The 13,328-nt window shown below is 59.3% G+C and carries 11 protein-coding genes; 6 read left to right on the top strand and 5 right to left on the bottom strand.

The window, feature by feature from the left end:
• Nucleotide 1: 1 nt before the first annotated feature.
• The gene (mrcB, locus tag ACJJIK_RS17370; protein WP_444943453.1) at nt 2–2,584 is read right to left on the bottom strand and encodes a penicillin-binding protein 1B; all 2,583 of its coding nucleotides are present in this window, start codon (nt 2,582–2,584) and stop codon (nt 2–4) included.
• Nucleotides 2,585–2,971: 387 nt separating this feature from the next.
• On the opposite strand from mrcB, the gene ACJJIK_RS17365 reads away from it, so the two are divergent.
• Entirely contained in the window at nt 2,972–3,970 is a 999-nt protein-coding gene (locus ACJJIK_RS17365; protein WP_444943452.1) for an adenosine kinase, read from the top strand.
• Between the two features lie 22 nt (nt 3,971–3,992).
• Here the strand turns inward: ACJJIK_RS17365 and ACJJIK_RS17360 are convergent, their stop codons facing one another.
• The 4 genes from ACJJIK_RS17360 to ACJJIK_RS17345 form a co-directional block, all read right to left on the bottom strand.
• Nucleotides 3,993–5,786 carry an EAL domain-containing protein gene (locus tag ACJJIK_RS17360; protein WP_444943451.1) on the bottom strand — a complete coding sequence of 598 codons (1,794 nt, stop codon included), beginning with the start codon at nt 5,784–5,786 and terminating at the stop codon, nt 3,993–3,995.
• Between the two features lie 180 nt (nt 5,787–5,966).
• A complete protein-coding gene (locus ACJJIK_RS17355) occupies nt 5,967–6,536 on the bottom strand; it encodes a YajG family lipoprotein (RefSeq protein ID WP_444943450.1) in 570 nt (189 codons plus the stop codon).
• A 35-nt stretch (nt 6,537–6,571) separates the two neighbouring features.
• Nucleotides 6,572–7,030 (bottom strand): copper chaperone PCu(A)C, encoded by a 459-nt coding sequence (locus ACJJIK_RS17350; protein ID WP_444929529.1) that lies wholly within the window; start codon nt 7,028–7,030, stop codon nt 6,572–6,574.
• The gene (locus ACJJIK_RS17345) at nt 7,027–7,755 is read right to left on the bottom strand and encodes an N-acetylglucosaminyltransferase (protein WP_444929528.1); all 729 of its coding nucleotides are present in this window, start codon (nt 7,753–7,755) and stop codon (nt 7,027–7,029) included. Before ACJJIK_RS17345 ends, ACJJIK_RS17350 begins: the two co-directional genes overlap by 4 nt.
• A gap of 121 nt (nt 7,756–7,876) precedes the next feature.
• Between ACJJIK_RS17345 and ACJJIK_RS17340 the strand changes: the two genes are divergently transcribed.
• The 5 genes from ACJJIK_RS17340 (at nt 7,877) to prmA (ending at nt 13,281) form a co-directional block, all read left to right on the top strand.
• A complete protein-coding gene (locus ACJJIK_RS17340) occupies nt 7,877–9,697 on the top strand; it encodes a protein-disulfide reductase DsbD family protein (RefSeq protein ID WP_444943449.1) in 1,821 nt (606 codons plus the stop codon).
• Between the two features lie 259 nt (nt 9,698–9,956).
• A complete protein-coding gene (gene aroQ, locus ACJJIK_RS17335; protein WP_444943448.1) occupies nt 9,957–10,427 on the top strand; it encodes a type II 3-dehydroquinate dehydratase in 471 nt (156 codons plus the stop codon).
• Nucleotides 10,428–10,433: 6 nt separating this feature from the next.
• Nucleotides 10,434–10,895: an acetyl-CoA carboxylase biotin carboxyl carrier protein gene (gene accB, locus ACJJIK_RS17330; RefSeq protein WP_444929525.1), complete on the top strand. Its 462-nt coding sequence runs from the start codon at nt 10,434–10,436 to the stop codon at nt 10,893–10,895.
• Between the two features lie 15 nt (nt 10,896–10,910).
• Nucleotides 10,911–12,251: an acetyl-CoA carboxylase biotin carboxylase subunit gene (accC, locus tag ACJJIK_RS17325; protein WP_444929524.1), complete on the top strand. Its 1,341-nt coding sequence runs from the start codon at nt 10,911–10,913 to the stop codon at nt 12,249–12,251.
• Between the two features lie 148 nt (nt 12,252–12,399).
• On the top strand, nt 12,400–13,281 hold the full coding sequence (prmA, locus tag ACJJIK_RS17320; RefSeq protein WP_444943447.1) for a 50S ribosomal protein L11 methyltransferase: 882 nt from the start codon (nt 12,400–12,402) through the stop codon (nt 13,279–13,281).
• Nucleotides 13,282–13,328 lie beyond the last annotated feature (47 nt).

Raw genomic sequence — 13,328 nt, 5'->3', positions numbered from 1 at the left:
TTTAGGGCCACTGATCTTCCAGGTCCGGCCCCACCGCTTGAGCCTCCTCGACCGGCACACCGCGAGAGCCCGTGCCAAAGGTATTGCCCCTGGGCAGCTCCAGGGGCTCCTGCTCAGAACCGGGATCAAAACCGGAATCCCCCCCAAACTCTTCCGCATCGTCGCCGCGCAACTGCTCTTGCAGCTGTTGGCGGCGCTGATCGCGCATTTGCTGCTCGCTGACATCCACTCCCCAGCCGGGGCTCATCTGCTCCCTCGGTGCCGCTTCATCGCGATCGTCGCCGAACAGATTGCGGAACCAGCGCCAGCGATTCTGCCCCTGGCACTCCGGTGCCGGTTGCAGCTGGGTCTCATAGGAGAAAGGTATCTCATAGCCACCGCGACAGTACTCCGGGTCCATAAACTGCCCCCGGGAATTCACAAATTTAAGCTCCACTCCTCGGGGCAGCTCAACCGGTCCGTGATGGTGCGGCAACTTGCGCATCATCTCTGTCCAGATCGGCAGCGCACCGGTAGAGCCGGTCAGGCGGGTGCGCTCATTGTCGTCCCGTCCCAACCAGACCACAGCGGTCACCTCCGGGGAGAAGCCCGCAAACCAGCTGTCGCGGTTGTTATTGGTGGTTCCGGTTTTGCCGGCGAAGGCGATACTGCTCGGTAAGCGCTTGGCCGAACGGCGCCCGGTGCCCTCGCGCATGGCCTGCTCCAGCCCCCAGCGCAACAGATAGGCGGAGATAGGATCGACACCGCGATTCGTCTTGCGGCGGAAGTGCTGTACGCGTCTCCCCTGGGCATCGGATACCGCCAACAGGGTGCGCGGCTGCACTGTCTCACCGCCATTGGCGATCGTCTGATACATGCCGGCCACTTCGAACGGGGTCATCTCCACGGCACCCAGCAGCATCGCCGGCACCCGGGGAAGCTTCGCCTCAACCCCCAGGCGGCGGATCGTCTGGCGCACATTCTGCAAGCCGAGATCCAGTCCCAAGTGAGCCGTCGCCAGGTTGTAGGACTTGGCCAGGGCAATATAGAGCGGTATCTGACCGTGGGCGCGCTTGTCGAAATTTTGCGGCATCCACACATCGCCATCGGCCTCTTCGATTCTCACCGGAGCATCGTCGATCAAAGTGGCGAGGTTGTACTCCTCGGGGCGCTCCAGCGCGGTGAGAAACACAGCCGGCTTAATCAGGGAACCCACTTGGCGACGGGCCTCCAGTGCCCGGTTAAAGCCCGGATAATTCGGGTTCCGATCTCCCACCATGGCCAGTACATTGCCGCTGCGATTGTCCAGCAGCACCGTGGCAGCCTGGAGTGAATTGGCCTTGATCCCCCGGTCTTTCTCCAGCTGACTGACCCCCCGACTGATGGACTCCTCCGCCAGTTTCTGCACCGAGGGCGCCAAGGTGGTGTAAATCCTCAAGCCCGCCGTGCGCAATTCCTCATAGGAGTAATAGGGGCGGAGTTCGGCCAGCAGCCGCTCGGTAAAGGCCGGGTAAGGGTTTTGTGCACCGGCACCGCCCTTGACCACCCCCAGAGGTTTGGCGGTGTACTTGTGAAACTCCTCGCGGCTGATCAGCCCCTGCTCCAGCATCAATTCCAGCACCGTATTGCGCCGCTGCAACGCTCGCTGAGGGTTGCGCCAGGGGTTGTAGTAGGACGCCCCCTTGGCCAGCCCCACCAACAGAGCTACCTGATGGGGTTCCAGGGTATCCAGGGGTTGCTGAAAATAAAACTCAGAGGCCAGTCCAAAGCCATAAATGCCTCTGGCACCCTGCTGCCCCAGCCACACCTCATTGATGTACTCCTGTAGGATATAGCGCTTGTCGTAGTGGACCTCCATCAGGATAGCCATCAGCGCTTCGTTAAATTTGCGCCACAGACTGGGCTTGTGGTCAAAAAAGATATTTTTAACCAGCTGCTGGGTAATCGTTGAGCCGCCCTGTACCAATCGCCCGGCTTTGGCATTGGCCACCATGGCCCGGGCAATACCGCGCGGGGAGACACCGAAGTGATTGAGGAAGTCCTGGTCCTCCACCGCGATCAGGGTATTGGCCACCAGTGGTGGGATATCGTCGAAGCGCACCGGGTTGCGGTCGTCGCCGCCCCCCAGTAGAGAGCCGATATTGGCCGCATCCAGGCGGAATTCCGCCAGACTGCGGCCATTGCTATCGCGCAGGCCGCTGATTTGATCGTTGCGCAGGCGGAAGGAGACTATCGCAGCCGGCTGACGGCCATTGGCGTGGATAAAGTCCCGGCGCCAGACCTTGTAATTCATCCCCTCCTGCACCCAGGAGCCGGGCTCGCTAAGGGTATTTTGCTTGCGGTAATTCAGGGCGGAAAATTCGGACTCCAACTCATCCGGGTGCATCGCCATACCTTCGCGCAGCACCAGCGGGCGGGCATAGACTCGGGCGGGGAGTTGGTATTGGCGGCTGTCCAGTCGCTCGCGCAGCTGCACATCCAGGTAAGCCATATACGCTGCCAGCGCCAGGGAGCCCACCAGGGCTAGCAGCACTAGCAGCTTGAGCCAGCGATATCGTCGTTTGGGCTTTGACGCTCTGACGCGCCGGCGTTTCGTTGATGCCATATAAGGATTCAGTCCCGCTGCCAACTCAGTACATCAAGCGACTCTAGAGACCTGATCAAGCTCAGGCCAAGAGCCGAAGGCAGGGTACCAGCAGGTGGCAGCTCCGCTGGTATCTTGCTGACAGCGCCTCGCAGCGCTGGCGGGCCCGCCTGTAGAGCGCGAGCCAAATTCCAGGCTGGGCAGTATCTATCACCTGGCGGTTTACGTGAAGGTGCTATTTGCTCCCGTGCGAGAATTGACCCCAGCAGGCGCCGATAAGTTCACCAGGATGCGGCAGGCGCCTGTACAGAGATTAGTCATCGCCGACACTACACCGCGCCTTGCACTTGCCAAAATCACGTCCATAATGCGGCGGAAATCGAGACAATAAGCCCGAATAGGAATGATATGCAGCAATACGATCTCTACGGCATAGGTGCCGCCCTACTCGATACAGAAATCGAAGTATCGGACCAGGATTTGAGTGCCCTCGGCGTGGAAAAGGGAATCATGACCCTGGTGGATGACGCCCGCCAGCAACAGCTGGTAGACGACCTTAAAAACCATATGGTCACGGCCAAGTTGGCCTGCGGTGGCTCCGGCGCCAATACAGTGATTGCTGCCAGCTATTTCGGGCTCCGCACCTTCTATTCGTGCAAGGTTGCCGCCGACGCCAACGGGGACTTCTACAGGGATAACCTCAACAGCGCCGGAGTGGACTACCCCGAGACACTGAAGCGGGCCGACGAGGGTACCACCGGCAAGTGTCTGGTGCTGATCACCCCGGACGCCGAGCGCAGCATGAGCACCTACCTGGGTATGAGTGAGCGGCTCTCAGTCGCGGAGCTGGATAGCGACGCACTGTCCGCCTCCAAGTGGGCCTATATCGAAGGCTACCTGGTCTCCTCTGACACTGGCCGCGCTGCGGCGATCAAGCTCCGCGAAGAGGCCGAAACTCACGGGGTGAAAACCGCACTCAGCCTGTCCGATCCGGCGATGGTTCAGTTCTTCGGCGAGGGGCTCAGGGAGATGATTGGCGGCGGAGTGGATATGCTGTTCTGCAACCGGGATGAGGCGCTGAGCTTTACTGCTACCGAGTCTGTTGAAGAGGCCGCTGAAGCCCTGCGCGATTACTGCCGCAGCTTTGCGATTACCCTGGGCGCCGATGGCGCACTGCTGTGGGATGGCAGTAACATTTACCGCGTAGCGAGCCCCGAGGTCCGCGCCATCGATACCAACGGCGCCGGCGATATGTTTGCCGGTGCTTTCCTCTACGCGATCAACCGCGAGATGAGCTTTAGCGAAGCCGGTGAACTGGCGTGCCGCGCCGCCGCCCAGGTGGTGAGCCAATACGGACCGCGACTGAACGCCGAGCAGCATTCCGAACTGCTCGCCCCTGTGGTCTAGTTACAGCCGCCATCCAGGGGCCCTAGGGTTTGGGGCCTCTGGAGTGGTGTCGCATACCCGGGTAGGCATCCAGTTCCGGCAATCCCGCCGCTGCGGCAATACCGAACCCCTGGGCATAGTCCACACCCATATGACTCAGTTTTTCCATCAATTCCGGACTCTCCACATACTCAGCGATAGTGCTGATCCCCATTCTCTTCGCCAGGTGGTCGATGGTACTGACCATAGCGCTATCAATTTCATCTTCGAGCATATTGCGCACGAAGCTTCCATCGATTTTGAGAAAGTCCACGGGCAACTGGCGTAGATAGGCCAGGGAGGAAACACCGCGACCAAAGTCATCCAGGGCAAAACTGCACCCGGCAGCCCTGAGCTTGTGGATAAAAATCAGCGCCCGTTCGAGATTGTTGATGGCGCTGGTCTCGGTGATCTCGAACTGGACCCGCGAGGGGGTCACACCGGCATCGGCGAGGGATTGCAGCACAAAGTCCGCAAAGGTCTCATCCCCCAGGCTGATACCGGAAATATTAACCGCATAGTTAATCGCGCCCATGCCCAGGGACTGCTCCTGAGCCATATAGTCAAACACCCGGCGAATTACCCAGCGATCCACTTCTTCGATCAAGCCGTAGCGCTCGGCGGCCGGGAGAAATAATCCCGGGGAAATAACACCACCATCGCGACCGCGCATTCGCACCAGGATTTCATAGTGGTGAACACTGCGATCCCCCTTGAGCGCAACCACCGGCTGCCGGTACAGCATCAGGCGGTCCTCTTTTAGCGCCGCATGAATTTCAGCCACCCAGGTTGTCTCCCGGCGCTTCTCCAGTACCTTGCGGGAGTCCCCAAACAGCTTGACCCGGTTTCTGCCCTGCTCCCGCGCGCTGCAACAGGCATCGTTGGCCGAGGCCAACAGCTGGCTGGCACTGGGGGTAAAGCGGTCGACGCCGACAACACCGATCGACACCGCGACGCGGTTGTCATTGCCCTCCCAGTGAAAACTGAAGTTTTGCACCGAGTCCCGCAATCGGGCCACCACACGGCCCCCCTCTTCCAGGGTGCAGTCGCGCAGCAGTATCGCAAACTCATCACTGCCAACCCGGGCGAACAGGTCGGCGCTGGAGAGGCTGCGCTTGATAAGCTCCACCAGCTGCACCAACAACTGATCGCCGGCGATAAAGCCGAGGGTGTCATTGATAACTTTGAACTGGTAAACATCCAGGTAGAGCAGCACATGGTGTTGGCGCTTGTCCACGCAGAGGCTGAGCTGGCTTTGTAGTTCGCTCTCAAAGAATTGTCGATTGGGCAAGCGGGTCAGGGCATCGTGGCTGCTCTGCCACATCAGGCGGGTGGAAACGCGGCGTGCGGCGGAGGTATCCCGCAGCACCAGGACATAATTATTTAGCGCGCCCCTATCCCACAGCGCCATTACCTGCACCGTTACCTCGAGCGGGGCCTGCTCCTCTCCGGGGCGGATAATATTGGCATTAAACTCCCGGGTTCTGGGCACTTCGGTCAGGCCCGCAGACACCGGCGGTATCGGTTCAATGGTATCCCCCTGGCTATTGCACAGGCGCAGCCCCTCAGCCAGAGGTTGGCCCGGCAGTAATCCAACCAGGTCTCCAGTCATTTCATTGACCAGCGGGTTGGTGTAAATCACGGTACCGGAGGCATCGGTGACGATAACACCATCCGCGATAGCCCCCAGTGCCGCTTCCGCTGCCTGGAGACTAATCTGCTCGCAGGGCCTCAAGCCCTCTTCCAGCTGGACGAGAGGTCCGAGGTAATGAGCGGACTCCGGATTAAACAGCGTCACGCCAGTCCCCACTCAAGCTACAACCGCGCAAAATACAGCCCCTCCCCGGCAGCGGGGGGACAGCTTGGGAAAGCCGATTATCGGACAGAGTTACCGACATCATTGCCTAAGATCGCCGATTTTATTCAACTATCTAGTCTCCCAACCGAGTTTTATTTTGCAGAGGTATAAATTGCACATTCACAGATTGGTGCGCAAGAAATTTTTTAATTTCTCGTCTGCAAATGCTCGCTGCAAAGTGGCACTGAGCAGGCTATTCACACGGCTTTGCACTTCTTCGCGACTGGGCTTGACCAGGTTGCGGTCTTTACCCGAAGCGCTATAAGTGCCGAAATAAGTGCGAGGGCCGATTTTTACTTCCAGGTGAATTTCAGCAGAGGTGTCAATCTCGGTGGTATAAACCGTATTGGGGCTGTTGTAAGTCAGTTTTACCAGCTTCGCGGTGACCTGAACTTCCGCAGCGCTATCGGTAATTCGAAATGACCAGTTTGAAAACCCCTGGCGCAGCCCCGCCGCAATGGCCTCACCGGCATCGTTGCCAATACTCACCTGGGCGGTATCGGCATAGACACCGCCCAGTGATCCCAGACCGCCACTGGGCAGCTCATTAATACCGCTCACAGTCATGCTAAACCCCTCGCCTATCGCTTCAGGAGCGACCTGAACCTGGGGCTGCAACCAAATTTGCAGCGGGCTGTGGGCGCAGGCACTAAGCAGCAGAGCAGCGCCGAGAACCAATAAGTTTTTCATGTTGAACTCCCCATAACTTCCATAAAATAATCTATTTAGCCGTGGTGGTGGCGATGCTCACTTTCATCGCTCACCCGGATAACCGGCACAAGAATATCTACACGGCTGCCATCGGCAAACAGCAACCGCAGTGGCAGCTGCTCCCCCGCCTGTAGGCGCAGGCCTTTAATCATTAAGTGCACGCCTCCGGGGGCCATCTCCACACTTGCCCCGGCGGCAATCGTCAGCTGTGCCAGCGGGCGCATCCGGTTTACCCCCCGCTCCGCTACCGTGGTATGCAGGTCGGCGGAAGCCTGTTCGATACCGGGTAACGCCACACCGGTCAGCACCCGGCTCCCTTCACCGGTGTTGTGCAGTGATACGAAGGCCGCACTCATCGGGGCGCCCGGCGGTGTTTCCCGCACATAGCCCTCCGCCTTAATTCCCATCGAATAAGCATTTTTAGAAACAGCCAATGCCGCAATTAAAAAGGCCAATGCCAATACTTTTTTCATACTGCCCCTCCGCTGGGCTTAATCAGAATCAATCTCGCCGGATTACCGACCCGGATATCTCCGCGCACCCGATACCCGGGCACTGCCTCGCGCAGCTGCTGATAAACCCAGCGCCCCTCTGCATCGCTGCGCGCGACGATAATAACGCGCAACTGCTCGCGGCGAATTCTGCTCGCGACACGCTGCAACTGCGCCACCAGCCCAGCGGAGCGCGCCGTCAGCTCATCCGCTGGCAGGCCGATAACCTCCCCGGCGGGCAGATCCAGCTGGGCCCGCCCCCGCTCGCGATCCAGCTGAGCGCGCACCTCGGCGACCAGTGGGTTGGCCGGGGCCAGCATCTCAGCTCGCTTCAACAGGGTGTTTACTTCCCCGAAGTCCCTGCGCCGCAGGGCATCCCGGGCCCGCTCGACATAGGTGACCACAATGGTTTGAATACCGGTTGCGGCCTTACTGTTCTCCGGTTGCAGTTGCAATACACGCAGGTAGTAGTCATAGGCGCTGGCGCCGGCAGGCTGGGTTAGATGCCCTTTGCGTAGCGCCTGTTCCGCACGACTCAAAAAAAAGGAAATATTGTTGCGCCGAACCTGGTCTTGGGATGGCGTCTTTTTAGGGGCGGGAGGAGGGACAACCGTCTTCGGCGCGGGCTTAGTGAATGAGCAGGCCCCCAGGCAAAGTGCCAATAACAGCAGTAGCCCAAGGCTGTGAAGGCGTTCAAATGACGGCAAAACAATCCCCTATTGTTGTTTTTTTTGTACCACTGGCGTCGCTATACTGCTGCGGCGACTGAACCCCCACCTGGTGCAGCAGTCTGAGCTGTGCACCCGACTATAATGAATTTTTTCATCTATGGCTGTGATGACCAAAAGTTTCCGGAAAAATTTCCTCGTTCTGCTGACAATCCTGCTGGCAATGGCCAGTGTTGGGGCCTCAGCGCAGAACTCCGATAACCCTTTCGCCTCATTGAGCAGTGCCCAGGAAAACACTTTCTTACCGGTCGATGAAGCCTACCGGCAGGATTTGCTCTTCGACGCCAATGGCCTCAACGGGCTCTTCCAGATTGCCCCGGAGTACTATCTCTATCGCGAAAAGCTGGCCCTGTACCGGGTCGACAGCGGTGAGAAAACTCCCATCCCCCTAAACCTGCCGACCGGTGAGGTCATCTGGGATGATTATTTCGAAAAGGAAACCGAGGTCTACCGGGGCCAGCTGGAGTTTGCCCTGGACCTCCCCGAGTCCGGTAGTACCACGCGACTCGAGCTCCACTACCAAGGTTGTGCCGATGCGGGGCTCTGCTATCCGCCCCAGACCCGCTACTACAGCGTAGATTTTGCCAACCGGGCTATCCAACCCGGAGACAGCGCCTCCATCGCCGGCGCGTCCACTCCGCCGGCGGGCAGCGGCAGCGGCACCGCCACCGCCACCGCCACCGGCAGTAGCAATGTCACCTTATCGCTGGCGCTGCTGCTCGCATTTGCCGGCGGCCTGATTCTGAACCTGATGCCCTGTGTCTTCCCGGTACTGTCGATTAAATTACTGGCGGTGAGCCAGGCGACACAAAATGCCAGTCAAAGGCACCACCACGGCTGGGCCTATACACTGGGCGTGGTGGTGAGCTTTGTGGCTATCGCCGCTGTGATGCTCGCCCTCCGCGCCGGCGGAGAGGCTGTCGGCTGGGGCTTCCAGCTTCAGTCGCCCTGGTTGGTGGCTGCGCTCGCCTACCTGTTCTTTACCATGGGGCTGAGCCTGTCCGGAATGACCGAGCTGGGCAGCAGTCTGATGGGGATCGGCGGCAGCCTAAACAAGCGCCAGGGGTTATCGGGCTCTGTCGCATCCGGCGCCCTGGCAACGCTGGTGGCCAGCCCCTGCACTGCGCCACTGATGGGCTCCGCACTGGGGTTTGCCGTCACACAGCCCCCGCTAATCGCACTGAGTGTTTTTGCCGCCCTCGGCGCCGGCATGGCAGCCCCCTTTCTGTTGCTGACTTATATCCCCGCCCTGGCGGAAAAGCTGCCGAAGCCCGGCCCCTGGATGGATCGCCTAAAGCAGCTGCTGGCCTTCCCCATGTATCTCACTGCGGTGTGGCTGCTGTGGGTCCTGGGGCGACAGACCGGTGGAGATGGTATTGCATTGGTACTGGCCGGTGCCGTGGCCATTGCATTTGCCCTGTGGCTTTGGCCGCGCCCGCAATGGCACTGGCTGCGCGGCGCCCTCGCGCTCGCCGCCCTGACCCTGGCGGTTTTACTCCTGCCACAGCTTAAAACCGTCAACCAGGCGGAGCCGCTGTCCGGCAGCGACTACTGGGAGCCCTATTCGGCAGAGCGACTGGAAGCTGCGCGCGGTGAAGGCCGCGCGGTTCTCGCCAATATGACGGCGGCCTGGTGCATCACCTGCCTGATGAATGAGAAAGCCGTACTGTCGAGCACCGAAGTCAGCGATGCCCTGGAGCGTCTCAACGTGGTCGCACTGAAGGGCGACTGGACCAATCAAGACCCGAGAATCAGCGAGTTATTGGCCAAATATGGGCGTACCAGTGTGCCGCTCTACCTTCTCTATCCCGCCGATGGGGGTGAGGCAAAAATACTGCCGCAGATACTGTCCCAAGATGATTTGCTCCAGGAGCTGGAGAATGCGGTGGGCAGTCCTTTGAGCACAGGGAGCGCGCAGTAAAACTTCTGGCGCCTTTGTAGCCAACAACCCAAGGTAAACAGGCCACAACCCGGATATTTTGAACTAATTTTTTGCCCAATATCGCCGAACTGCTGCTAACTTCGATAAACTCCCAAACTGGCATGGACAGGGAGTCACTTTTGCGGCAGACTCGGTTAAAGCGTTCGGGCAATTAGGCCGAAAATTCGGGTTTGCCCGCAAGATAGCCAATTTTAACCCACTTTATATGGGTTTTCGGCAACTTTCTTCAGGGCGAATTATGGCTAAACTTCTTCTCCTTCACGGCCCCAACCTAAACCTTTTGGGCAGCCGCGAACCGCATATCTACGGGACCACCACCCTGGCGGATATCAATGAGGCCGCCCTGCGCCAGTGCAGTGCCGCCGGCCACGAACTGGAAGTCTTGCAGAGCAATAGCGAGTCGACCCTGCTGGAGCGCATCCACTTGGCGGCGACTAGCGGCGTGGACTTTATCGTGATCAACCCGGCTGCGTTCACCCATACCAGTGTCGCCCTGCGCGATGCCCTGGCAGCGGTTGCCATCCCCTTTATTGAGCTTCACCTGTCGAACCCCCACGCCAGGGAAGCGTTCCGACACCATTCCTATCTTTCAGATCTGGCCTGCGGCGTAATCTGTGGCTTTGGCGCCAACAGCTACACCCTGGCTCTACAGGCAGCGATCCACCAATTGGATGCCGACCTGCACAACAACGAATCAAACTGCGAGTAAATAACTATGGATATCCGCAAAATTAAAAAATTGATTGAGCTGCTCGAAGAGTCGGATATCGGCGAGCTGGAAATCAAAGAGGGCGAAGAGTCCGTGCGCATCAGCCGCGGCATCAGTAGCGCAGCCCAACCGGTTGCGCCAGTTTACACGGCTCCCCCCGCCCCCGTTCAGACGCCTCCCGCCGCCGCTGCCACCACCGCCCCGGTGGAAAAAGAGTCCAAACCGGCGCTCAGCGGACACGCGGTGAAGTCGCCGATGGTGGGCACCTATTACGCCGCACCCAGCCCCGGTGCTGAGCCCTTCGTGAAAGTCGGGCAGCAGGTTAAGGCCGGCGACGTTGTCTGTATCGTCGAAGCGATGAAGATGATGAACCAGATCGAGGCTGACAAAGCCGGTACCATCGAGTCCATCCTGCTCGAAGATGGCCAACCGGTAGAGTTTGACCAGCCCCTCGTGACCATCGTCTGAGTGGGGTAAGTCACAATGTTCGACAAAATCCTAATCGCCAACCGCGGCGAAATCGCCCTGCGGATTTTGCGCGCCTGTAAAGAGATGGGTATCGCCACTGTGGCGGTGCACTCCCTGGTAGACCGCAATCTCAAGCATGTACGCCTGGCCGACGAATCCGTATGTATCGGCCCCAACCCCTCCCCGCAGAGCTACTTGAATGTGCCGGCGCTGATCTCCGCCATGGAGATCACCGACGCCGTAGCCGTACACCCCGGCTACGGCTTTCTCGCAGAGAACGCCGACTTCGCCGAGCAGGTGCAAAAGAGCGGCTTTACCTTTATCGGCCCGGACCCGGATGTGATCCGCCTGATGGGTGACAAGGTATCGGCCATTGCCGCCATGAAAAAGGCCGGCGTTCCCACCGTGCCAGGCTCCGACGGCCCGCTGCCCGATAACAGCGAGCGCTGTATGGAGATCGGCCGCAGTATCGGTTATCCGGTCATTATTAAAGCTGCCGCCGGTGGCGGTGGTCGCGGCATGCGCGTGGTGGAAAGGGAAGAGGAGCTGGTAAACGCGATCGCCGTGACCAAGTCCGAAGCCCAGGCGGCCTTCGGTGACGGCACCGTCTATATGGAAAAATTCCTGCAGAATCCCCGCCATGTGGAGATCCAGGTAATGGCCGATGGCCAGGGCAATGCGATCCACCTGGGCGATCGCGACTGCTCTCTACAGCGCCGCCACCAAAAGGTTCTGGAGGAGGCCCCGGCGCCGGGTATTCCCGACGAGGTGCGCAGGCAGGTACACGAGTCCTGTGTACAAGCCTGTATCGATATCGGCTATCGCGGTGCGGGTACTTTTGAATTCCTGTATGAAAATGAGCGCTTCTACTTTATCGAAATGAACACCCGTATCCAGGTGGAGCACCCGGTTACGGAAATGGTCACCGGCGTCGACCTGATCAAAGAGCAGATTCGCGTTTGTGCCGGCGAGAAGCTGTCCCTAAAGCAGGAAGATATCGTGATCAAAGGCCACTCCTTTGAATGCCGTATCAACGCCGAAGACCCCCAGACCTTCTTTCCCTGCCCCGGCAAGGTCAACAACTTCCATATGCCCGGCGGCCTGGGTGTGCGGGTGGACTCCCACCTCTACTCCGGCTACTCGGTGCCCCCCAACTACGACTCCATGATCGCCAAGCTGATCACCCATGCGGAAGATCGTGAAACCGCATTGGCGCGTATGCGCGTGGCCCTGTCGGAGCTGGTGGTCGATGGGATTAAAACCAATATTCCCCTGCAGGAAGACTTGGTGCGGGATGAAAACTTCGCTAGGGGTGGAGTCAATATCCACTACCTGGAGAAAAAGTTAGGCCTTTAAGCGCTCGCCAGCCGGGGCAAAGTTAGCGAGAATTGCGGCAAACTTAACGACACTGAGTGTCGCCAGGGATGGCTACCGTCGTTAACTGAGCGCGGTTCGACCGCAACTAACATCGCTACAACAGCGCAACCAGTACTCCGGAATAACTATGCCCTGGCTACAACTCCGCGTGGACACCGACCGTGACCACGCGGAAAAAATCGAAGACGCACTGCTTTTTGCCGGTGCCGTATCTGTCACCCTGCAAGACAACGCCGACCAACCGATCCTTGAGCCCGGGCTCGGAGAGGTGCCCCTGTGGGAGCAAACACGGGTTACCGGGCTGTTCGATGCGGAAGTCGATACTTCGGTCACCGAGGCAAAAGCTGCCTCCTTCCTGTGCGAAATGCTACCCAATGTCCGCTGGGAGCAGCTGGAGGACAAGGACTGGGAGCGCGAGTGGATGAGCCACTACAAGCCGATCCAGTGCGGTCCCAACTTGTGGATCTGCCCCAGCTGGTGCGAACCACCACAAGCGGATGCCGTCAATCTGCTGCTGGATCCGGGCCTCGCCTTCGGCACCGGCACTCACCCGACCACCTTCCTGTGCCTACAGTGGCTGGCGCGGCAAGAGCTCGAAGGCAAGAGTGCCATCGACTTCGGTTGCGGCTCCGGTATTCTGGGTATCAGCGCACTGCTGCTGGGAGCGGAGCGGGTTCTCGGCACAGATATCGACCCCCAGGCACTGATTGCCAGTCGCGACAACGCCCAGCGCAACGGCATAGACCCGAAGCGCTTCCCGGTCTACCTGCCCGAGCAAATGCCCAGTGAAGCCGCCGATGTTATGCTGGCCAATATTCTCGCCGGTCCCCTGGTAGAGCTCGCCCCACAGCTGGTACAGCTCACCCAGGTCGGCGGAAAAATCTGCCTATCCGGTATTCTCAGCTCCCAGGCAGAGCAGGTGAAAGCCGCCTATAGCGAGTGGATCGAGTTCGATACCGACGGCGAACACGAGGGCTGGGTCAGACTGACAGGCAAGCGGGTGCGCTAAATGCGCTCCCGAGCACTACGCGGGACCCCTTTGGGCTGATAAACTTG

The organism is Microbulbifer regidiadema (SeqCode) (assembly GCF_052466995.1).
The sequence above is the reverse complement of the archived record's forward strand: the minus strand, read 5'-3'. Positions and strand labels throughout refer to the sequence as shown.

Coding starts and splice junctions, on each gene's coding strand:
- ACJJIK_RS17350 (WP_444929529.1), bottom strand. CDS start 7,030: ATGAAAAAAGTATTGGCATTGGCCTTTTTAATTGCGGCATTGGCTGTT.
- prmA (WP_444943447.1), top strand. CDS start 12,400: ATGCCCTGGCTACAACTCCGCGTGGACACCGACCGTGACCACGCGGAA.
- aroQ (WP_444943448.1), top strand. CDS start 9,957: ATGGCTAAACTTCTTCTCCTTCACGGCCCCAACCTAAACCTTTTGGGC.
- accC (WP_444929524.1), top strand. CDS start 10,911: ATGTTCGACAAAATCCTAATCGCCAACCGCGGCGAAATCGCCCTGCGG.
- ACJJIK_RS17355 (WP_444943450.1), bottom strand. CDS start 6,536: ATGAAAAACTTATTGGTTCTCGGCGCTGCTCTGCTGCTTAGTGCCTGC.
- mrcB (WP_444943453.1), bottom strand. CDS start 2,584: ATGGCATCAACGAAACGCCGGCGCGTCAGAGCGTCAAAGCCCAAACGA.
- accB (WP_444929525.1), top strand. CDS start 10,434: ATGGATATCCGCAAAATTAAAAAATTGATTGAGCTGCTCGAAGAGTCG.
- ACJJIK_RS17340 (WP_444943449.1), top strand. CDS start 7,877: ATGGCTGTGATGACCAAAAGTTTCCGGAAAAATTTCCTCGTTCTGCTG.
- ACJJIK_RS17365 (WP_444943452.1), top strand. CDS start 2,972: ATGCAGCAATACGATCTCTACGGCATAGGTGCCGCCCTACTCGATACA.